Consider the following 20,528-nt stretch of genomic DNA (forward strand, 5'->3'; position numbering starts at 1 on the left):
ACTTCGCGGCGAGAGGAGCCCGCAGACGTCGGATGTCTGCGGGCTCCTTTCTAGCACCAGGTCACGCGCTCCCGGAATCCGACGTCTGCGGCCCCGCGGCCGCGATGTCGTCGAGCCGGTACTTCGTGGCCGCTTCGAGGACCTTCGCCTGCTCGACCTCGCCGCGCTTGGCGAGGATCGACAGGGCGCCGACCGTGATCGACTCGGCGTCGACCAGGAACTTCCGCCGCGCGGCGGGCCGGGTGTCGGAGAAGCCGAACCCGTCGGTGCCCAGCGTCAGCATGTCGGTCGGGACGTACGGGCGGATCAGGTCCGGCACCGCGCGCATCCAGTCCGAAACCGCCACGACCGGCCCGTTCGCGCCCTTGAGCTTCTCGGTGACGTACGGCACGCGCGGCTCGCTGCCCGGGTAGAGCAGGTTGTCGTGGTCGATCTCGACGGCCTCGCGCCGCAGCTCGGTCCACGACGTCGCCGACCACACCGCGGCCCGCACGCCCCACTCCTCGGCCAGCAGCTTCTGCGCCTTGAGCGCGTCCGGCATCGTGACGCCGGAGACCAGGATCTGCACCTCGGGACCGTCGCCCTCCGGCGCGTCGGCGTACTTGTACAGGCCCTTGAGCAGGCCGTCGACGTCGAGGTTCTCCGGCTCGGCGGGCTGCTGGTACGGCTCGTTGTAGATCGTCATGTAGTAGAAGACGTTCTCGCCGTTGCCGTCCGGGCCGGTCTCGCCGTACATCCGGCGCAGGCCGTCCTTGACGATGTGCGCGATCTCGAACGACCACGCCGGGTCGTAGGTCACCGCGGCCGGGTTGGTCGCCGCCAGCAGCAGCGAGTGTCCGTCGGCGTGCTGCAGGCCCTCACCGGTCAGCGTGGTGCGGCCGGCGGTGGCGCCGAGGACGAACCCGCGGGCCATCTGGTCGGCGGCCGCGTAGAGGCCGTCACCGGTGCGCTGGAACCCGAACATCGAGTAGAAGATGTAGATCGGGATCATCGGCTCGCCGTGCGTCGCGTACGACGTGCCGACGGCGGTGAACGACGCGGTCGAGCCCGCCTCGTTGATGCCCTCGTGCAGCAGCTGGCCCTTCTCGGACTCCTTGTAGGCCAGCATCAGGCTCGCGTCGACCGACGTGTACGTCTGGCCGTGCGGGTTGTAGATCTTGGCCGTCGGGAACATCGAGTCGAGGCCGAAGGTGCGGGCCTCGTCCGGGATGATCGGGACGACGCGCTTGCCGATCTCGGAGTCCTTCGCCAGCTCGCGGACCAGCCGGACGAACGCCATCGTCGTGGCGACCTCCTGCTTGCCGGAGCCCTTCCGGATGCCCTCGTAGACCTTGTCGCCCGGGAGCACGAGGGCCTTGGCGGCCTTCGGGCGGCGTTCCGGCAGGAAGCCGCCGAGCGCCTTGCGGCGGCCGATCATGTACTCGATCTCGGGCGAGTTCGCGCCCGGGTGGTAGTACGGCGGCAGCTTCGGGTCGCGCTCGAGCTCCTCGTCGCTGATCGGGATCCGCTGCGAGTCGCGGAACAGCTTCAGGTCGTCGAGGGTGAGCTTCTTCATCTGGTGCGTGGCGTTGCGGCCCTCGAACGCCGGGCCCAGGCCGTAGCCCTTGATCGTGTGGGCCAGGATCACCGTCGGCTGGCCGTGGTGCTCCAGCGCGGACTTGTACGCCGCGTACACCTTGCGGTAGTCGTGGCCGCCGCGCTTGAGGTTCCAGATGTCGGCGTCGGAGAGGTCCTTGACCAGGTCCTTCGTCCGCGGGTCGCGGCCGAAGAAGTGCTCGCGGACGAAGGCGCCGTCGTTGGCCTTGTACGTCTGGTAGTCACCGTCCGGGGTGACGTTCATCAGGTTGACCAGGGCGCCGTCGCGGTCGGCGTGCAGCAGCGAGTCCCACTCGCGGCCCCAGATGACCTTGATGACGTTCCAGCCGGCACCGCGGAAGTACGACTCCAGCTCTTGGATGATCTTGCCGTTGCCGCGCACCGGGCCGTCGAGCCGCTGCAGGTTGCAGTTGATCACGAAGGTCAGGTTGTCGAGGCCCTCGCCGGCCGCGACGTGCACCAGGCCGCGCGATTCGGCCTCGTCCATCTCGCCGTCGCCGAGGAACGCCCAGACGTGCTGGTCGTCGGTGTTCTTGATGCCGCGGTCGCGCAGGTAGCGGTTGAACCGGGCCTGGTAGATGGCGTTCATCGGGCCGAGGCCCATCGACACCGTCGGGTTCTCCCAGAAGTCCGGCATCAGCCGCGGGTGGGGGTACGACGGCAGGCCGCCGCCCTCGCCGGCGTGGCTGAACTCCTGGCGGAAGCCGTCGAGCTGCGACTCCGAGAGCCGGCCCTCGAGGAACGCGCGGGCGTAGATGCCGGGGGAGGCGTGGCCCTGGATGTAGATCTGGTCGCCGCCGCCGGAGTGGTCCTTGCCGCGGAAGAAGTGGTTGAAGCCCACCTCGTAGAGCGCGGCCGACGACGCGTAGGTCGAGATGTGCCCGCCGACGCCGACGCCGGGACGCTGCGCGCGGTGCACCATGATCGCCGCGTTCCAGCGGATGTAGGCGCGGTAGCGGCGCTCGATCTCCTCGTCACCGGGGAACCACGGCTCGTTCTCGGTGGGGATCGTGTTGACGTAGTCCGTCGAGGTCAGGGCCGGGACGCCGACGTTCCGCTCCCGGGCCCGCTCGAGGATGCGCAGCATCAGGTACCGGGCGCGCTGCTGCCCGCCCCTCGCCAGGGCCTCGTCGAAGGAGTCCAGCCACTCGGCGGTCTCCTCCGGGTCGATGTCGGGCAGGTGCGCCGCCAGTCCGTCACGGATGACGCGTACGCGTGCCGGGGTCTCCTTGCCGGAGGCGCCGTCGTTCTGCGGGGCCAAGGGGTCTCCTTGCGAAAAGTTGTAGCCGGTGGTGCTCGTGCTCGGGGGTGTACGACTCTCCATCGTCGTCTTCCGTCCCGGCTTCCGCACCGCTACTTGGCGGTAACATGGGCCGACCCGGTCGGGCCACTCCCCGCGCGCGGTGTATCGCGCGCGCGTTTTCTTCTCCCCCACCCTAGGGGACGGCACCCGAAGGGGTGGCAGACCGGTCGGCCGAGGCACCCGAAACGCCGTCGCGGAGGGTCCCTCGCGGGCCGTATCCTGCGACACGAGTTGTCAAAGATCCGGTGTGGACGGTTGCGCGCGGAGCCCTACCAGTGTTCGCTGTTCGCAACCGGGTCGCCGAGTGTGGCGCCGCTGTACCTTCGAAGAGGGTGCTCGACGCCACACTCCGTCGTAGTTGGAGGAGTGAAAGCAGTGGTCGCCGCGGGAGACGCTGATCAGAGCAGCGTCGCCGAGAGGCTCGGCATCAAGCCCGAGATGGTGGTCCAGGAGATCGGCTGGGACGAGGACGTCGACGACGACGTCCGCGCGGCGATCGAGGAGCAGATCGGCGGGGACATCCTCGACGAGGACGCCGACGAGGTCATCGACGTGGTGCTGCTGTGGTGGCGCGAGGACGACGGCGATCTCGGGGACGCGCTGATCGACGCCAGGGGCCCCCTGGAAGAGACCGGCGTGATCTGGGTGCTGACCCCGAAGACGGGACAGCCCGGGCACGTCGAACCGAGCGAAATCGCCGAAGCGGTGCCCGCCGTCGGACTGGCCCAGACCGCCAACATGAGTGTCGGCGCGAACTGGATCGGCACCCGGCTGGTGTCCCCCAAGTCGAAGTCGAAGCAGCGCTGACCCGGCCCCGCCCGGCGGACACGATAGGGTTGTCGTCGCAGGCACGTGTCCGTACGGGAGAGGAAACGCGGTATGGCCGTCGAGGTCGGTTCTGAGGCCCCTGACTTCACGCTCAACGACTACAACAAGCAGCCCGTGCAGCTGTCGTCCTTCCGGGGCGACAAGCCGGTCCTGCTGGTCTTCTACCCGTTCGCGTTCAGCGGCATCTGCACCGGCGAGCTGTGCCAGCTCCGCGACGAGTTCGCCGACTACGACGGCAAGGGCGTCCAGGTACTGGGCGTCTCGGTCGACACGCCGTTCTCGCTGAAGGCGTGGGCCGAGAAGGAGGGCTACCAGTTCCCGCTGCTGTCCGACTTCTGGCCGCACGGCGAGGTGGCCCAGGCGTACGGGGTGTTCAACTCCGACGCGGGGCTGGCGGTGCGCGGGACGTTCCTGATCGACACCGCCGGTGTGGTCCGGTTCGCCGAGGTCAACGCGCCGGGCGAGGCGCGCGACCAGCAGGGCTGGAAGAAGGCCGTCGCCGAACTGACGGCTTGAGGTTTTCCCGGCGGCGGTCCCTCCGTGGGACCGCCGCCGGCGGGGCGCATAGCTCAGCGGAAGAGCACTCGGTTTACACCCGAGCGGTCGCAGGTTCGAACCCTGCTGCGCCCACCTCGGTGGCCTCGGTCACCCGGCCATGGCCGGCTGCGGCGCGACGGCGCCCTTGGTCCGGCTCATCGTCCGCACCAGCACTGCCAGTCCCAGGAACAGCACCGTCGCGATCACGCCCGTCACGTTGAGCGCCGTCGTGAACGCTTCCTTCGCCTGGGCCGCCAGCTCCGGGTGCGTGACGTCCACCGCGAGGGTCGAGCCGGCCGGGAAGACGCCGTGGTAGACCGCCGTCGCCGTCAGGCCGATCAGGGCCAGGCCGAGGGAGCCGCCCAGGTAGTTGCCCGTGTCCGCCATCGAGGCCGCCGAGCCCGCCCGCTCCGGCGGGACCGAGCCCATCACCAGGCCGATGCCCAGTGCGAACAGCGGGCCCGTGCCCAGGGTCAGGATCGCGATGCCCGCCATCACGAGGGCCGGGCCGTGGGTGAAGACCAGCAGGAGGCTGCCCGCCGCCGAGATGACCAGGCCGCCGGCGATCGCGGTGGCCGGGGAGAGCCAGCGGGTCAGGGTGGGGGCCGTCATCGTGCCCAGTGCCACGCCGAGGCCCATCGGGGCGAACAGGACCGCCGACAGCAGCGGGGAGTAGCCCAGGACGCTCTGCAGGTACTGCGTCACCAGCAGGCCGACACCCGCCATCGCGACGCCCGCGAAGACCAGCGACACCAGGACCGCCGTGAAGGGGCCGTTGCGGAACAGGCGGAGGTCCAGCAGCGGGGACGCCGTCGTCAGCTGGCGGTGGGCGAAGACCGCGGCGAGCAGGGCGCCGAGGGCGATGGCGCCGAGCGGGACCAGCAGCTCGCCGGTGGTCAGCTGCTTGAGGCCGAACACGATCAGCAGCACCGCGGCCAGCGAGAGCGCGACGCCGGGGAGGTCCAGCCGGCCGGACGCGGGGGCGCGGAACTCCGGGAGGAGGAACGGCCCGGCGGCCAGCAGCACCGCCACGGCCGGGACGGCGACCAGGAACACCGAGCCCCACGGGAAGTGCTGGAGCAGGAACCCGGCGAACACCGGGCCGGCCGCGCCGCCGGCGAACTGGCACGTGGCCCAGATCGAGATGGCCGTTCCGCGCCGGCGGCCGTCGCGGAACATGTTCGTGATCAGGGCGAGGGTCGAGGGCATCAGCGTCGCCCCCGCCACGCCGAGCGCGCCGCGGACCACGATGAGCATCTCCGGGCTCGTCGAGAACGCGGCGACGATCGAGAGGATCCCGAAGGCCGCACCACCGGCGAGCAGCAGCCGGCGGCGGCCGATGCGGTCGCCGAGCGTGCCCATCGTGATGACGAACCCGGCGACCACGAAGCCATAGCTGTCGGTGATCCACAACTGCTCCGTGGCGCTCGCCCCGAGGTCGGCGCTGAGCTGCGGCAACGCGAGGAACAACGAGGTCATGTCCATCGCGACGAGCAGGGTGGGCAGCACCAGCACCGCCAGGCCCAGCCACTCCCGCCGTCCGGCCGGCTTGTCCATTTCGACTCCTTCTCCGTGGTCGGTCACACCAGGAGGTCGGAGCCGGTCGCGGCGACCGGACACGGTGCCGCGAAGTTTTTTCCCGGCTAGCGTCGGCGAGGCTTATCGCGAGCTTGTCGAGGGGGATGCCAACGGCAGCTACCGCGCGGCACCGGCAGTTTCGGGATCCCAGGCGTGACCTGCGAAAGCCTCGTCCAGCGGCGCCTGGATCAAGCGGTTCGCGTACGTCGAAACCGTGTACGTCCCGATCCCCAGCACCACCTCCAACGCGTTCCGCGGGGTGAACCCGGCCTCGACGAACTCGGCCAGCGACGACGGCGGGACGTCCCCCGTCGTGTCCATCACGGTCAAGGTGAACCGCCGCAGCGCCTCGAGCCGCGCGGACGGCAGGGGAGCCTGCGCCCGCAGCGCCGCGATGAGGTCCGGCGAAGCCGACAGCCCGGAAAGGGATGCCGTGTGCATCGCGACGCAGACGTGGCAGCCGTTGCGCGTGGCCACCGTCATGACCAGGACTTCGCGCTCCAGCGCCGTCAGCGTCGTGGTCTCGAAGATGGCGTTCAGCTTGAGGAAGCCGTTCAGCGTCTCCGGCGACGTCGCCATCCGGGCGACGGCCGGCGGGACGTGGCCGAACTTCTTCGCGGTGGCCGCCATCGTCGGGCGGGCGGCCGGGGGTGCAGACTCCGGGGTGTGATCGGGGAACAAGACGTCTCCAGACGTAGGATCGACAACGTGGTTGTCGAAACAGTAAACCTGGTTGTCGAAAAGGGCAAGGGGTAATGGCCGAAGCACCCGGCTACGAGCTGCCGTTCCTGCTCTTCGGCGGCTTCCGCACGCTCATCGACCGCCTGCACGCCGAGCTCGCGCGCCGTGGCCACCCGGACGTGCGCCCGTCGTACGGCTTCGCCATGCAGGCCATCGGCGTCCAGGGCGCGACGGCGTCGGAGATCGGCCGCCGCCTCGGCGTGTCCAAGCAGGCGGCGGGCAAGACCGTCGAACGCCTGGAAGCGCTCGGGTACGCCGAACGCGCCGACGACCCCGCCGACGCGCGGCGCAAGATCGTGCGGCTCAGCGCGCACGGCGTCGACGCGCTCACGAAGTCGGCCGAGATCTTCGACGACCTGCGCGCGGAATGGGCGCGCGCGGTCGGCGCCGAGCGGATCGGCGCGCTCGAAGCCGACCTGCGCAAGGTCGTCGGGCCCGCGGCCTACCGCCTGGACGCCGCGGGGTGGTTCACGAGCTAGAAGCCGCAGCCCGGATCCGGCGCGTCCTCCGACAGCGGGCTGCCCGCCGGCAGCACGTACAGGACTTCGAGCACCAGCGGCGTCGAGCCGAGGTTGCGCCCGATGTGCACCTGGTCGGGCTTTTCGCTGAACGCGCGCCCGGTCCCGAAGACGCCGTCGATGCTGCAGTCGGCCAGGTTGTGCGTCAGCGTCCCGGCTTTCACGTACGCGTAGAGCGTGCCGTCGTGGAAGTGCCAGCCCGTGTAGCCGCCGGGCTGGATGGTGATCTCCCGCAGCGTGTAGTCGGTGTGGCCGACGGTCTTCTGAGCCAGGATCGTGCCGGTGACGCCGCTGCCGGGCGTCGCGGACGCGGTCCCGGAGGCCAGCGTGACGGCCAGCGCTGTGGTGGCGATGATCGTGCAGGTCTTGCGCATCGGGCAGTACTCCTCACGACGGGCGCAGGGTGCGCCGCATCATCTTGCCCGATTCCGTGCGCGGCAGGCGATCGGTGAAGTCGAACCGCTTCGGCGTCTTGAACCCCGCCAGCGCGGCGCGGCAGTGCTCGGCCAGCCGCGCGGCCAGCTCGTCGCCCGGGACAACACCGGGCACCGGCTCGACGACGGCGACCACGCGCTGCCCCCATTCGTCGTCCGGCTCGCCGATCACCGCCGCGTCGGCGACGTCGGGGTGTGTGAGCAGCCGCGCCTCGACCTCGGCCGGGTAGATGTTGACGCCGCCGGAGAGGATCAGGTCGGTCCGGCGGTCGAGCAGGAAGACGCGGCCTTCGCCGTCGCGGTGGCCGAAGTCGCCGACGGTGATGAACTCGCCCGACCGGTTCGCCGCGGTCTTCTCCGGGTCGCCGAGGTAGTCGATCGCGGTGTGCGCGGAGCTGAACCAGATCGTGCCCGGCTCGCCGTCGGGCACCTCGGCGCCGTCGTCGTCGAGGATCTTCAAGCGCACGCCGGTCAACGGCCGCCCCACGGTCCCCGGCGCCGCCAGCCATTCGGACGCCGTGACGCCGCAGATCAAGCCTTCCGAAGCGCCGTAGTACTCGTGCACCACGGGGCCGAGCCAGGCGATCATCCGCTCCTTGACCTCGCGCGGGCAGGGCGCCGCGCCGTGGATCACGCTCACCAGGCTGGACGTGTCGTACCGCGCGCGGACGTCTTCGGGCAGCCGCAGCATCCGGTGGAACATGGTCGGCACCAGGTGCGTGCTCGTGACGCGGTGCCGTTCGACGAGCCGCAACGTCTCTTCGGCGTCGAAGCGGTCCATCAGCACCGCGCTGTGCCCGAGGTGCAGCGCGTTGACGGCGAACGAGCCGGGCGCCGCGTGGTAGAGCGGGCAGGCCACCAGGTGCACCCCCGGTCCCGGGAGCACGCCGAACGAAGCCAGCAGATCGCGGTGGATCGCGTGCAGCGACGGCGGTTTCCCGCTCAACGCGCGCCGGACGCCCTTGGGCCGCCCGGTGGTCCCCGACGTGTAGAGCATGGTCTGGCCCGCGGTCCGCGGCTCGGGCGGCGACGACGGCTCGTCCTCGCCCCAGGACGCGTAGTCGCCCCAGCCCTCGGCCGGGCCGATCGAGAACCGCGGCACGGCGACGTCGCATTCGCGCGCGATGTCCGCCTCCGCGACGACCACCCGCGCGCCGCTGTTCTCGACCACGTAAGCGATTTCGGCAGGCGACGACCGGTAGTTGACCGGGGTGAAGTACAGCCCGGCCTGCAGCGTCGCGAACAGCAGCTCGAAGTACGGGAGTCCGTTGTGGACGATCGCGACGACGCCGTCGCCCGGCCCGAGCCCCAGCCGGCGCAGCGCGTGCGTCAGCCGGTTCGCCCGCGCGGCCAGCTCGCCGAAAGTCGCCGCGGTCCCGTCGGGCGCGAGCACCGCGAGCCGGTCCGGGTGCTGCTCTGCGACGTCGAAGAAGGTGCTCACGCGTCGCACGCTACCGGTACCGTGCGACACATGGACGCGGACGTTTTCGGGCAGGTCCTCGGCGCGGTGCGGGAGTTCGTGCGCAAGGAGGTCGTGCCGCGCGAGGCGGAGATCGACGAGCACGACGAGATCCCCGCCGGAATCCGGGACAAAGCCGCCGAACTGGGCCTGTTCGGCTGGGCGCTGCCGGAGGAGTACGGCGGCCTGGGGCTCGGCATGGCCGAAGACGTCCGGCTGGCGATCGAGCTGGGCTGGACGACGCCCGCGTTCCGGTCCTTGTTCGGCACCAACAACGGCATCGCCGGCCAGGCGATCGTGCACTACGGGACGCCGGACCAGCGCACCCACTGGCTGCCGCGGCTGGCCGCCGGGCGGTCGATCGCCTCCTTCGCGCTCACCGAAGCCGAAGCCGGCTCGGACCCGGGCGGCCTGACCAGCCGCGCGGTCCGCGACGGCGACCGCTACCGGCTCTCGGGCACCAAGCGCTTCATCACGAACGCGCCGCTCGCCGACGTCTTCGTCGCCTTCGCGCGCACCGATCCCGACAGCACCGGCAGCCGCGGCATCTCGGCGTTCCTGGTCCCCGCCGGGGCGGCCGGGGTCACGGTCGGCCCGCACGACAGCAAGATGGGCCAGGCCGGCGCGTGGACGTCGGAAGTGGTCTTCGACGACGTCGAGCTGCCGGCCGACGCGCTGGTCGGCGAGGAGGGCAAGGGCTTCGGCATCGCGATGGCCTCGCTCGCCCGGGGCCGGCTGCACATCGCGGCGCTGTGCGTCGGCATGGCGGAACGCGCGCTGGCCGAAGCCGTCGAGTACGCCCGGACCGCGCGCCAGGGCGGTCGCGTGATCGGTGAGTACCAGCTGGTCCAGGCGCTGCTCGCCGAGTCGCACGCGGAGCTGGCGGCCGGGCGCGCGATGGTGCACGAGGCCGCCGCGAAGTACGACTCGGGCGAGGACCGCAAGCTCGGCCCGTCGTCGGCGAAGCTGTTCTGCACCGAGATGCTCGGCCGGGTCGCCGACCGGGCGGTGCAGGTGCACGGCGGGATGGGGTACGTCCGCGGGGTGACGGTCGAGCGGATCTACCGGGACGCGCGGCTGTTCCGCATCTACGAGGGCACCAGCGAGATCCAGAAGCTCGTGATCGCGCGCCAGCTGCTCAAGGACTGAACTTGCGCTGGAGTTCACTCCAGCGCTTACCGTCGCGGGCATGACCACCGCTCAGCACAAGATCGGCTCCGGGTTCGGCGCCGGCACCACCGCTGCCGAGGTCGTCGGCAGCGCCGGGATCACCACCTCGGCCATTTCGCCCTGGTGAACCGGCTCTGGCCCGCGTTCAACGCCGGTGCCCGCGTCGTTTCGGTGTCCTCACGCGGCCACCACTACGGCCCGGTGCGCTTCGACGACCCGAACTTCGAGCAGGGCTCGTGCGCCACCTCGACCCGGTGCCGGCCGAGCGACTGTGGACGGTGTCGGCCGCGCTCACCGGAGTCGACGCCTTCGCTTAGGCCCGCAGGCTTTCCAGCTGCCGCCGCAGGACGTCGCGGGCGAGCCGCGGCGGCAGGCGGCCCGGCTGCGTGACGCCGCCGAGGGTGAGCCCGTCGAGCAGCGCGGCCAGCCGTTCCGCCTCGAGGGCGAGGTTCAGGCCGGGGCGCAGCGAGCCGAGCGCGTCCGCTTCGGCGAGGCACCGGCGGGTGAGCGCCCGCGTGCCCTCGTGCACGCGTTCGGCCTCGGCGGCCAGCTCCGGGCGGGTGCGCGCGGCCACGGTGAACGCGAGCCACACCTCCGCCTCGGCCGCGCGGGTCTCGTCGTGGGGGAGGAGCTCGGCCAGCAGCCGGACGGTCGCTTCGAGCCGGTCCGGCGTCCCGGCGAAGATCCGCTCCGCGCGCTCGGCGATCCGGGCGGTCACGCGGTCGGCCAGCGTGCGCACGGCGAAGACGATCATCTCGTCGTGCGTCGCGAAGTAGTGCCGCACCGACCCGATCACCAGCCCGGCTTCGGCGGCGACGGCACGCAGGGACGCCTGGTCGACGCCGTCGCGGCGGATCACCCGGAACACGGCGTCCGCGATTTCGAGACGGCGGGCTCCGGCGTCGACGATCTTCGGCACGTTGCCTTTATAGCACAGTCATGCTATCAATCTTTGTAGCAAGGTCATGCTATAAAAGGGGGAGAACGTGCGGGAATGGCTGATCGCCGCGGGGGTGCTGGCCGCGGTCGTGGTACTGGTGATCCGGCGGCTGAGGGGCGAACCGCTGGTGGCCAGGGAGGTGTTCGGCGCGCCGGCGGTCCTGATCGCGATCGGTGCCTACAGCCTGACCAAGCTCGGGCTGACCGCGGCCGACGCGGTCTGGCTCGCGCTGGGTTCGGCGATCGGGCTCGGCTTCGGGGCGGTTCGCGCCGCGACCACCCGGCTGTTCGAGCGGGACGGCGTGCTCTGGCTGCGCTACACGCCGTGGACGTTCGCGGTCTGGGTGGTGGCGGCCGCCGTCAACTTCGGCTTCGGCGCCCTCGCGGTCTCGGCAGGCATGCACGAGGAGGCCCGGCCGATGACGCTGTCCATCGGCGTGAGCCTCCTCGGCGAAACACTGGTCGTGGCGCGGCGGGCGAAGGTGACCGGCCTCCCGTACGCGCGGCCGCGGGCCTAGAGCTTTTCGACCTGCCGCACCAGCAGGTCGATCTCGTCCTCGGTGTTGTAGTAGTGCACCGAAGCGCGGAGCAGGTCCGGCAGGTCGCGCGCGGTGAAGTCGTACTGGGCCGACGTCCGCGACGACACCGACGTGTTGATGCCGGCCGCGGCCAGCCGCGCCTTGATCTCCTTGGCCGGGGTGCCTTCGACGGTGAAGGTGACGATGCCGCACTGGCGGGCCCCGACGTCGTGCACGCGGGCGCCGGCTTCGGTGAGCCGTTCGCGCAGTGTCGCGGCCAGGGACGTGACGCGCGCTTCGATGGCGGGCAGGCCCCAGCCGAGCGCGTAGTCGATGGCGGCGCCGAGGCCGAACACGGCGGCGAAGTCCCGTTCCCACACCTCGAAGCGCTTGGCGGTCGGGTCGACGACGTACTCCGTCGGCGACTCCCAGCTCGCCGAGTGCAGGTCGAGCATCGCGGGCTCCAGGCGCTCCCGCAGCGCCGGGTGCACATAGAGGAACCCGGTGCCGCGCGGCCCGCGCAGGTACTTGCGGCCGGTCGCCGACAGCGCGTCGCAGTTCAGGCGGGCGACGTCGAGGTCGAGCTGGCCCACTGACTGGCAGGCGTCGAGCAGGAACGGGATCCCGGCCGACCGCGCGATCGCCCCGATCTCCTCGGCCGGGTTGACCAGGCCGCCCTGGGTGGGGACGTGGCTGACGGCGATCAGCTTGACGTCGCCGTCGACGCGCCGCCGCAGCTCTTCGACGTCCAGCTGGCCCGATTCGTCGTCGCCGATCACCTCGACGACCGCGCCGGTGCGCTTGGCGACCTGCAGGAACGCGATGGCGTTGCTGGCGTATTCCGCGCGGGAGGTGAGGATCCGGTCGCCGGGGCCGAACGGCAGCGCGTAGAAGACCGCCTGCCACGACCGCGTCGCGTTGTCGGTGAGCGCGATGTCGTCGGCTTCGGCGCCGACCAGCCGCGCCGCGGAGGTGTAGACGGCGGCGAGCTTTTCGGACGCTTCGGCGGCGGCTTCGTAGCCGCCGATCAGCGCTTCGTGGCGCAGGTAATCGACGACGGTGTCGGTCACGACGGACGGCGGGAGCGCGGAGCCCGCGTTGTTGAAGTGGACCACCTCGGCGGAGCCGGGGGTCTCACGGCGCGCGCGTTCGACGTCGAAGGTCATGCTCAACTGAATACAGTAGTTAGGTACTGTATGCAATACTGCCGCCATGGCCCGGACCCCGCTGCGCAGCGACCTCATCGAGCAGATCACCACCCGCGTGCTCGACGGGCGGCTCGCCGCCGGCGGCCGCGTCAACGAAGTGCACCTGGCGCGCGAGCTGGGCGTCAGCCGGACGCCGCTGCGGGAGGCGCTGATCGGGCTCGCCGACCGCGGCCTGCTCGTCTCCGCGCCCGGCCGCGGGTTCCTCGTGCCGCCGTTCGACCCGGACGAGGCCCGCCGCCTCTACCCGCTGGTCGCCGAGCTGGAAGCCCTCGCGCTGCGCTGGACGTCGCCGCTGGAGCTGGCCGGCCTGCCGGACGCGCTCGACGCCGTCGCCGACGAGATGGACGCGGCGCTGGCCGGCGGCGACGATCTGTCCGATGTGGACGACCGGTGGCACGCGCTGCTGCTGTCCCGCTGCCCGAACCCGCACCTGCTGCGGCTGATCGAGCAGACCAAGCCGCTGCTCAAGCGGTACGAATCGTGCTACTTCGGCGGTGCGGGCCGCGCCGGGGAGAGCATCGGCGAGCACCGCCGGATCGCCGCGGCGCTGCGCGACGGCGACCTGCCGACCGCGTCCGCGGTGCTCGTCCGCAACTGGGTGAAAGCCCTGGCCTACCTGGGGAAGGACGGAAGATGATCATCGCGCACCTGAGCGACCTGCACCTCGACGACGAGCCGCGGGCCGAAGACCGCGTCGCCGCGGTGATGGCCTACCTGGGCGGCCTGGCGCGGCCGGTCGACGCCCTCGTCGTCACCGGCGACATCGCCGACCACGGCGCGGCCACGGAGTACGCGCGTGCCGCCGCACTGCTCGAGTACCCGGCGCCGGTGCTGGTCTGCCCCGGTAACCACGACGTCCGCGCGGAATTCCGGACCGGGTTGCTCGGCTTGCCGCCGTCGGACGAGCCGATCGACGTCGCCCACGAGGTCGGCGGGGTGCTGTTCGCGATGTGCGACTCGACGATCCCCGGGCGCGGCGCCGGTTTCCTCGCCGACTCGACCTTGGCGTGGCTCGACGACACGCTCGCCGGCGGCGACGGACCGGCGATCGTCGCCTTCCACCACCCGCCGGTCGAGGTCGGCGTCCCGCTGGTCGACGGGATCCGCCAGAGCGGCGAAGACCGGCTGGCCGCCGTGCTGGCCCGGCACCCGCGGGTGAAGGCGCTGCTGGCCGGGCACGTGCACACCGGCGCGTCGACGACGTTCGCCGGCGTGCCGCTGCGCATCGCGCCGGGCGTCGTCTCGCAGTCGCTGCTGCCGGTCGAGCCGGGCGCGGACCGCGGCTGGGCCGAGGGCGGCCCGCTCGACTACGAGCGCCAGCCGGGGTTGCTGCTGCACGTCCTGCACGACGACGGGCGCGTGACCAGCCACCACCGCGTGGTCAGCGGCTGAACACCGGCAGCGTGATCCGGGACGGCCGGGCCGCGTCGTGGAAGACCTCGAAGCGGTTCGGCTTGCCGTCCACCGCCGACGTGACCGGCTCGCCCGTGCCGTGGTTGCGCGCGAAGCGGGGGAAGCCGCCGCCCGCCACCTGGACGCGCAGGCGGTGGCCGCGGCGGAAGCGGTAGGCCGTCGGGTCGAGGTCGACCTCGGCCGTCACCACGCCGTCTTCGTCGGCCGCGGGGAAGCCCGGGCGCAGCCGCAGGATCCCGTCGGTCACGTTGCGGGACACGCCGTCCGGGGCGACGTCGCAGAGCCGGACGTAGACGTCGGCGTGGCCGAGTTCGGTGCGCACGTGCACGGTCGCGGCCACTTCGCCGATGACGTCGAGGTCCGCGGGCAGCGGTTCGCCGGTGAAGACGAGCACGTCCGGGCGGGCCTCGACCTCCTGGTTGTCGCGTTGCTTCGTCTCGCCGGTGAGCAGGGGCCCGCCGACCGCCGGGGTCGGGTCGGCCGGGTCGTAGGTGAACGTCGTCGGGAGCGCCCGCTCGGCCACCTCGCCGAGCCCGCCGACCGGCCGCAGGTGGGACGCGGCCGGCGTCGACGGCGGCGGCCAGGACTCGAAGTCCAGCCAGGAGTTCGCGCCCTGCAGGAACAACCGGACCGGCGAGCGCTGCAGCTGGGCGCGGTCGCCGAGCAGGTGCGCGCGCAGGAAGCCGAGCTGGTCGCGGATCATCGGGCCCATGCTCGCCGGCTCGCCGTGGGCCCACGGCCCGATGGTGATCCGCGGCCGCTTGCCCGCTTCGGCGAGGATCCGGAAGTCGCGCAGCTGCCCGCGGATGAACAGGTCGTACCAGCCGGTCACCATCGACACCGGGACGTCGAGCTTCGCGACTTCGGCGCTGTGGTCGGACATCACCCAGTAGTCGTCGTCCGGCACGAAGTGCGCGGTGACGTCCTGGAGGAACTGCACGGGTTTCCCGATCGCGGCGACGTCGGCGCCGCTGAGCGGCAGGTGCGCCATCGCCCGCCGCGTCTTGCGCTTCTGGAGCGGGTTCGGCAGCGCGGCGAACCGCTCTTCCTGGCGGCCGATCATCGCCGACCACGACACCATGTTGTCCGCCGCGAGCACGCCGCCCGGGTAGAACGTCGAGACGAACTCCGACGCCGTCACGCCGAGGCACATCGCGGCCAGCGGCGGGTCGAGGTACGGGCCGACCGCCCACTGGGTGTGCCCGAGGTAGCTGGCGCCGGCCATGGCGACGTTCCCGTCGCACCACGGCTGCTCCCGCAGCCATTCCGCGGTCGCCACGCCGTCTTCGCGCTCGAGGTGGAACGGCCGGAACTCGCCGCCCGAGCCGAACGAACCCCGGGTGCTCTGGACGACCGTCTGCAGCCCGTGCCGGGCGAACGTGTCGCCGAAGAGCTTGGACAGCAGGCCCGCGCGCCCGTACGGCGTGCGGATCAGCACGACCGGCGCCGACGTGGTGCCTTCCGGGGCGTACCGGTCGGCCAGCAGCGTGACGCCGTCGGGCATCGGCGTGGCCAGGTCGCGCGTCACGACCGGCTTCGGCCCTTCGGCGCGGGGGAGCCCGAGCAGCTTGTCGACAAGTCGGTCCAGCACGGGCGTCCCCGATCAGCCGAAGCGGAGTTGATCCTTCCGGATCCGACCGTACCTCAGTTCGCGCGCGCGAGGGTTTCCGGACGCAGCAGCCTGGCCAGCTCCTCGGCCGGGATCAGGCCCTTCTCGACGACGAGCTCCGCCACGCCGCGGCCGGTCGCCAGCGCCTCCTTGGCGATCTCCGTCGCGGCCGCGTAGCCGATCGCCGGGTTCAGCGCCGTCACCAGCCCGATCGAGTTCTCGACGTAGGAGCGCAGGACGTCGACGTTCGCCGTGATCCCGGAAACGCACTTCGCGGCCAGCGTCCGGCAGGCCGCGCCCAGGTGCGTGATGCTCTCCGACAGCGCGTGCAGGATGACCGGTTCGAACGCGTTGAGCTGCAGCTGCCCGGCTTCGGCCGCCATCGTCACGGTGACGTCGTTGCCGATCACCTCGAACGCGACCTGGTTGACCACCTCCGGGATCACCGGGTTGATCTTGCCGGGCATGATCGACGACCCGGCCTGCACCGGCGGCAGGTTGATCTCGTTCAGCCCGGCGCGCGGGCCCGAGGACAGCAGGCGCAGGTCGTTGCAGCTCTTGGAGAGCTTGACCGCGATCCGCTTGAGCACGCCGGACAGGTGCACGAACGCACCGCAGTCCTGGGTGGCCTCGACGAGGTCCGCCGCGGTGACGAGGGGCAGCCCGGTGATCTCGCGCAGGTGCCGGCACGCGGCTTCGGCGTACCCCGGCGCGGCGTTGAGGCCGGTGCCGATGGCGGTCGCGCCGAGGTTGATCTCGTGCAGCAGCGCGACGGCCTCGTTCAGCCGCAGCCGGTCCTCGCCGAGCATCACCGCGTAGGTGCCGAACTCCTGGCCGAGCGTCATCGGGACCGCGTCCTGCAGCTGCGTCCGGCCCATCTTGAGCACGTCGTGGAACTCGACGGCCTTGGCGGCGAACGCCTGCTCCAGCACGACCATCGACCCGGCCAGCTCGCGCACGGCGAGGATCGTCGCGACGTTGACCGCGGTCGGGTAGGCGTCGTTGGTCGACTGCCCGAGGTTGACGTGCTCGTTGGGGTGCACGACGTGGTAGTCGCCCTTGGCGTGCCCGAGCAGCTCGAGCGCGCGGTTGGCGATCACCTCGTTGGCGTTCATGTTGGTCGACGTGCCGGCGCCGCCCTGGATGACGTCGACGGCGAACTCGCCGTGCAGCGCGCCACCGCGGATCTCCCCGCAGGCACGCACGATGGCGTCGGCGATCCCGGGCTCCAGCAGGCCCAGCTCGGCGTTGGCGCGGGCCGCCGCCTCCTTCACCGACGCGAGCGCCTCGATCAGGTGCGGGTACGCGGCGATGGTCGTGCCGGTGATGGGGAAGTTCTCGCGGGCGCGGGCGGTGTGCACGCCCCAGTACGCGTCGGCGGGGACGTCCTTGTCGCCGAGCAGGTCGTGTTCGCGGCGGGTGGTCATCGCGGGCTCCCCACAGTCAGCTTTCCGGTGAAACGCAGGTTTTCCGGGCCGGGCGGGACGTCGATCCCGCACAGCTCCAGCGCGCCGGCCAGCACCGGGTACCGCGCCCGGTCGCCGCCGTCGGCGATCTTGGCCGCGATCGCCGTGCCGTCCGGCAGCGCGGCGATCTGGACGGCCTCGAAGCCGTCCTTCGCGATCAGCCCCGGCACCGCGCGCATGACGGCGGTGACGTCGCGGCGGCTGCCGCCGACCAGCTCCGGGTGCGTCCGGATGCCCTCGGCGACCAGGTGCTCGGGCGTGCCGGGCGCGGCGGTCGCGATCTTCGAAACGGCGGTCGCGAGGCCGCGCAACGTCGTCGCGAACAGCGGCGCGCCGCAGCCGTCGACGGCGACGCGTTCGATGCCGCGCCCGGTCAGGTCCTCGACGGTCGCCGCGATCGCGCGCTGCAGCGGGTGGGCCGGGTCGAGGTAGCCCTCGGCCGCCCAGCCGTTCAGCTCGCAGGTCGCGAGCATCGCCGCGTGCTTGCCGGAGCAGTTGTGCGCCAGGCGGCTCGGCGCGCGGCCGGTCGCGATCCAGTGGTCGCGTTCGACGGGGTCGTACGGGAAGTCGGCCGGGTTGCCGAGCGCGCCGGGGGAGCGGCCGCCGAGGACGTCGAGCGCGGCGTCGAGGTGCATCGGCTCGCCGGAGTGGCTGGCCGCCGCGATCGCGAAGCCGGCGGGGGACAGGCGCAGCCCGAGCCGCGCCATCGCCGTGGCCTGCAGCGGTTTCGCCGTCGACCGCGGGTACATGACGGCGTCCGGGTCACCCGCGGCGAACAGCGTCGAGCCGTCCGGGGCAAGCACGACCAGGGAGCCGTGGTGCACGCCTTCGACGAGACCGTCGCGGATCAGCTCGACCAGGGGTTCGTGGCTCACACGCCCTCCTCGTCGAACGCGCGCATGTCGATCCGCTTGCGCACGGCGAACCAGCCCGCGACCAGCGCGACCAGGATCGCGGGCAGCGCCAGGAGGGTGATCCGGCCGGTCTCGTCGAAGCCCATCAGGACGACGACGGCGGCGAGGAACACCAGCGTCGCGATCTCGGTGTACGGCGAGAACGGCAGCCGGAACGACGGCCGCTCGACGCCCTCGCGCCCGGCCTTGCGGACGAACAGCAGGTGGCAGAGCACGATGATGGCCCAGGTGGCGAGGATGCCGATCGCGGCGAAGTTCAGGACGATGTCGAAGGCGTCCTTCGGCACCACGTAGTTGAGCCCGACGCCCAGCACGCAGACGGCCGCGGTGAGCAGGATCCCGCCGTAGGGCACGTGGTTGCGGTTCATCACGCCGGTGAACTTCGGCGCCGAGCCCGCCATCGCCATCGACCGCAGGATCCGGCCGGTCGAGTAGAGGCCGGAGTTCAGGCTGGACAGCGCGGCGGTGAGCACGACCAGGTTCATCACGCTGTCCGCGGCGGGCACGCCGAGGTGGGACAGCACGGTGACGAACGGGCTCTGGTCCTTCGTGTAGGAGCTCCACGGCAGCAGCATCGCCAGCAGCACGACCGAGCCGACGTAGAAGACCGCGATCCGCCACATGATGGAGTTGATCGCCTTCGGCATGATCTTCTCCGGGTTCTCGGTCTCGCCCGCCGCGACGCCGACCAGCTCGACCGAGGCGTAGGCGAACACCACGCCCTGCACGATCAGCACCATCGGCAGCAGCCCGGTGGGGAAGATCCCGCCGTGCTCGGTGATCAGCCGCGGGCCGGGGGCGGCGCCGTCGATCGGCGTCTGCGTCACCAGCAGGAAGATCCCGATCACCATGAACAGCACGAGCGCGGCGACCTTGACGATGGCGAACCAGAACTCCATCTCGCCGAACAGCTTCACCGAGACGAGGTTCAGCGTCAGGACTACGGCGAGGGCGATCAGCGCGAGCACCCACTGCGGGATCGGCGAGAAGAACGACCAGAAGTGCGCGTAGAGCGCGATCGCCGTGATGTCGGCGATGCCGGTGGTCGACCAGTTGAGGAAGTGCATCCAGCCGGCGACGTACGCGCCCTTCTCGCCCATGAACTCGCGGGCGTAGGAGACGAAGGCGCCGCTGGAGGGCCGGTACAGGATCAGCTCGCCGAGCGCGCGGACGACGAAGAACGCGAAGAGCCCGCAGACGGCGTAGACGATGGCCAGCGCCGGCCCGGCCTGGGCGAGCCGGCCGCCGGCGCCGAGGAACAGGCCGGTGCCGATGGCCCCGCCGATGGCGATCATGTTCACGTGCCGGGGCTTGAGGGACTTGCGGTAGCTGGCGTCGCCCGCGTCTGTGGTGGCGTCGGACGGCGTGAGGGTCTGTTCGGTCACTGGTCCCCGTTCACGATGCTGGTCAAGGTGGCCTCGACGTGCTCGAGGTGCGCGGTCATGGCTGCGACGGCGTCCGGCTCGGAGCCGCTCGCGATGGCGGTCACGATGTCCCGGTGCTCGGCGTTCGACTGCGCGCGCCGGCCGCCGAGCTGGTTGAGGAAGGCGGACTGGCGGGCGAGCGCGTCCCGGATCTCCTCGATCACCTTGCCGAAGACGGGGTTGCCCGAGGCCTGCGCGATGGTGATGTGGAAGAGCGAGTCGAGCGCGACCCACGCGGTGTTGTCGGTCTCGGCGTCCATCCGCTCGACGAGGTGGCCGAGCAGGTCGAGGTCGTCCTGGCTCCGCCGGGCGGCCGCGTAGCCCGCGACGGGGATCTCGACGTGCCGCCGCACCTCGATGAGGTCGCGGGCGGAGTAGGGCCCGAACGTCGGGTTCTCGGCGGGCCCGGTCGCGGTGACGAAGGTGCCCTTGCCGGTCTTCGACTCGGTCATGCCGAGGGCCTGCAGACCCCGGAGGGCTTCCCGGATGACCGACCGGCTGACCTCGAACTCCCTGCTCAGGGACGCTTCGGAGGGAAGCTTCGCGCCGAGGGGGTAGTCCCCGCGTTCGATCAGCTGCCGCAGGTGGGCCAGCACGGCTTCCATGGCGCTCACCCGGCGAGGACCACCTTGTCCGGCTGTCTGGCTGTCAGACAGGTTCATGCGGGGAATGCTCGGTCCCGGGGGTGCGGCTGTCAACGCGGGACCGGGCGGGTGTGGCCCACCTCACCGGCCGACGCTGCGGTCCGCGATGTCATGAAAGGGTCGTTCACCTCGCCGGACGACATGAACGACAGAGAGGATGGGGGTGAGCACCTCCCGCCAGGGTCTGACCCTATGAACGACTGACCCTTGGGTCTTTGACGGGATGTGT

19 protein-coding genes, 1 tRNA gene and 1 pseudogene are annotated in these 20,528 nt (G+C 71.4%); 9 read left to right on the forward strand and 12 right to left on the reverse strand.

Going from position 1 to position 20,528, the window contains the following annotated elements; translation table 11 throughout:
- Positions 1 to 61 precede the first annotated feature (61 nt).
- Entirely contained in the window at positions 62 to 2,857 is a 2,796-nt protein-coding gene (aceE, locus tag EIY87_RS03690; RefSeq protein ID WP_125306216.1) for a pyruvate dehydrogenase (acetyl-transferring), homodimeric type, read from the reverse strand.
- 417 nt (positions 2,858 to 3,274) lie between these two features.
- On the opposite strand from aceE, the gene EIY87_RS03695 reads away from it, so the two are divergent.
- From EIY87_RS03695 to EIY87_RS03705, 3 genes are all read left to right on the forward strand, one after another.
- Positions 3,275 to 3,706: a DUF3052 domain-containing protein gene (locus tag EIY87_RS03695; protein WP_125306217.1), complete on the forward strand. Its 432-nt coding sequence runs from the start codon at positions 3,275 to 3,277 to the stop codon at positions 3,704 to 3,706.
- A 72-nt stretch (positions 3,707 to 3,778) separates the two neighbouring features.
- Positions 3,779 to 4,243: a peroxiredoxin gene (locus tag EIY87_RS03700; RefSeq protein WP_125306218.1), complete on the forward strand. Its 465-nt coding sequence runs from the start codon at positions 3,779 to 3,781 to the stop codon at positions 4,241 to 4,243.
- A gap of 42 nt (positions 4,244 to 4,285) precedes the next feature.
- Positions 4,286 to 4,357 (forward strand) — tRNA-Val (locus EIY87_RS03705).
- Between the two features lie 15 nt (positions 4,358 to 4,372).
- Here EIY87_RS03705 and EIY87_RS03710 read toward each other — a convergent pair.
- Together EIY87_RS03710 and EIY87_RS03715 are read right to left on the reverse strand one after the other, a co-directional pair.
- Positions 4,373 to 5,821, reverse strand: a complete 1,449-nt coding sequence (locus EIY87_RS03710; RefSeq protein ID WP_125306219.1) for an MFS transporter — start codon at positions 5,819 to 5,821, stop codon at positions 4,373 to 4,375.
- Positions 5,822 to 5,959: 138 nt separating this feature from the next.
- The gene (locus tag EIY87_RS03715) at positions 5,960 to 6,523 is read right to left on the reverse strand and encodes a carboxymuconolactone decarboxylase family protein (RefSeq protein ID WP_125306220.1); all 564 of its coding nucleotides are present in this window, start codon (positions 6,521 to 6,523) and stop codon (positions 5,960 to 5,962) included.
- Between the two features lie 74 nt (positions 6,524 to 6,597).
- On the opposite strand from EIY87_RS03715, the gene EIY87_RS03720 reads away from it, so the two are divergent.
- Positions 6,598 to 7,062, forward strand: a complete 465-nt coding sequence (locus EIY87_RS03720) for a MarR family winged helix-turn-helix transcriptional regulator (protein ID WP_125306221.1) — start codon at positions 6,598 to 6,600, stop codon at positions 7,060 to 7,062.
- Here the strand turns inward: EIY87_RS03720 and EIY87_RS03725 are convergent.
- Positions 7,059 to 7,475, reverse strand: coding sequence for a cupin domain-containing protein (locus tag EIY87_RS03725; RefSeq protein ID WP_125306222.1), 417 nt, complete (start codon positions 7,473 to 7,475; stop codon positions 7,059 to 7,061). The two genes, EIY87_RS03720 and EIY87_RS03725, sit on opposite strands and share 4 nt — an antisense overlap.
- A gap of 13 nt (positions 7,476 to 7,488) precedes the next feature.
- The gene (locus EIY87_RS03730) at positions 7,489 to 8,976 is read right to left on the reverse strand and encodes an AMP-binding protein (protein ID WP_125306223.1); all 1,488 of its coding nucleotides are present in this window, start codon (positions 8,974 to 8,976) and stop codon (positions 7,489 to 7,491) included.
- 30 nt (positions 8,977 to 9,006) lie between these two features.
- On the opposite strand from EIY87_RS03730, the gene EIY87_RS03735 reads away from it, so the two are divergent.
- Both EIY87_RS03735 and EIY87_RS49245 read left to right on the forward strand, forming a co-directional pair.
- Positions 9,007 to 10,143 (forward strand): acyl-CoA dehydrogenase family protein, encoded by a 1,137-nt coding sequence (locus EIY87_RS03735; RefSeq protein ID WP_125306224.1) that lies wholly within the window; start codon positions 9,007 to 9,009, stop codon positions 10,141 to 10,143.
- Positions 10,144 to 10,263: 120 nt separating this feature from the next.
- Positions 10,264 to 10,398 (forward strand): annotated as a pseudogene (locus EIY87_RS49245) (oxidoreductase); the annotation flags it as partial.
- Between the two features lie 79 nt (positions 10,399 to 10,477).
- Here the strand turns inward: EIY87_RS49245 and EIY87_RS03745 are convergent.
- Positions 10,478 to 11,083 carry a TetR/AcrR family transcriptional regulator gene (locus EIY87_RS03745; protein WP_125306225.1) on the reverse strand — a complete coding sequence of 202 codons (606 nt, stop codon included), beginning with the start codon at positions 11,081 to 11,083 and terminating at the stop codon, positions 10,478 to 10,480.
- A gap of 67 nt (positions 11,084 to 11,150) precedes the next feature.
- Between EIY87_RS03745 and EIY87_RS03750 the strand changes: the two genes are divergently transcribed.
- On the forward strand, positions 11,151 to 11,621 hold the full coding sequence (locus EIY87_RS03750; protein ID WP_125306226.1) for a DUF1453 domain-containing protein: 471 nt from the start codon (positions 11,151 to 11,153) through the stop codon (positions 11,619 to 11,621).
- On the opposite strand, the gene EIY87_RS03755 is transcribed toward EIY87_RS03750, so the two are convergent.
- Positions 11,618 to 12,787 (reverse strand): aminotransferase class V-fold PLP-dependent enzyme, encoded by a 1,170-nt coding sequence (locus EIY87_RS03755; RefSeq protein WP_125306227.1) that lies wholly within the window; start codon positions 12,785 to 12,787, stop codon positions 11,618 to 11,620. The two genes, EIY87_RS03750 and EIY87_RS03755, sit on opposite strands and share 4 nt — an antisense overlap.
- Before the next feature lie 46 nt (positions 12,788 to 12,833).
- Between EIY87_RS03755 and EIY87_RS03760 the strand changes: the two genes are divergently transcribed.
- Positions 12,834 to 13,466 (forward strand): GntR family transcriptional regulator, encoded by a 633-nt coding sequence (locus EIY87_RS03760; protein WP_125306228.1) that lies wholly within the window; start codon positions 12,834 to 12,836, stop codon positions 13,464 to 13,466.
- The gene (locus EIY87_RS03765; RefSeq protein WP_125306229.1) at positions 13,463 to 14,221 is read left to right on the forward strand and encodes a metallophosphoesterase; all 759 of its coding nucleotides are present in this window, start codon (positions 13,463 to 13,465) and stop codon (positions 14,219 to 14,221) included. Before EIY87_RS03760 ends, EIY87_RS03765 begins: the two co-directional genes overlap by 4 nt.
- Here EIY87_RS03765 and EIY87_RS03770 read toward each other — a convergent pair.
- Genes EIY87_RS03770 through EIY87_RS03790 form a run of 5 tightly spaced genes read right to left on the reverse strand, consistent with a single transcriptional unit; the run spans position 14,211 to position 20,260 of the window.
- Positions 14,211 to 15,833 carry a CocE/NonD family hydrolase gene (locus EIY87_RS03770; RefSeq protein WP_125306230.1) on the reverse strand — a complete coding sequence of 541 codons (1,623 nt, stop codon included), beginning with the start codon at positions 15,831 to 15,833 and terminating at the stop codon, positions 14,211 to 14,213. The two genes, EIY87_RS03765 and EIY87_RS03770, sit on opposite strands and share 11 nt — an antisense overlap.
- 53 nt (positions 15,834 to 15,886) lie before the next feature.
- A complete protein-coding gene (gene aspA / locus EIY87_RS03775; protein WP_125306231.1) occupies positions 15,887 to 17,278 on the reverse strand; it encodes an aspartate ammonia-lyase in 1,392 nt (463 codons plus the stop codon).
- Entirely contained in the window at positions 17,275 to 18,192 is a 918-nt protein-coding gene (locus EIY87_RS03780) for an asparaginase (protein WP_125306232.1), read from the reverse strand. Before EIY87_RS03780 ends, aspA begins: the two co-directional genes overlap by 4 nt.
- Complete coding sequence (locus tag EIY87_RS03785; RefSeq protein WP_125306233.1) at positions 18,189 to 19,616, reverse strand: amino acid permease; 1,428 nt, start codon at positions 19,614 to 19,616, stop codon at positions 18,189 to 18,191. The genes EIY87_RS03780 and EIY87_RS03785 overlap by 4 nt, the downstream gene beginning before the upstream one ends.
- The gene (locus EIY87_RS03790) at positions 19,613 to 20,260 is read right to left on the reverse strand and encodes a FadR/GntR family transcriptional regulator (protein WP_125306244.1); all 648 of its coding nucleotides are present in this window, start codon (positions 20,258 to 20,260) and stop codon (positions 19,613 to 19,615) included. The genes EIY87_RS03785 and EIY87_RS03790 overlap by 4 nt, the downstream gene beginning before the upstream one ends.
- Positions 20,261 to 20,528: the final 268 nt, after the last annotated feature.

This window comes from Amycolatopsis eburnea (assembly GCF_003937945.1).
In the GTDB taxonomy this organism is placed as follows: Bacteria; Actinomycetota; Actinomycetes; order Mycobacteriales; family Pseudonocardiaceae; genus Amycolatopsis; species Amycolatopsis eburnea.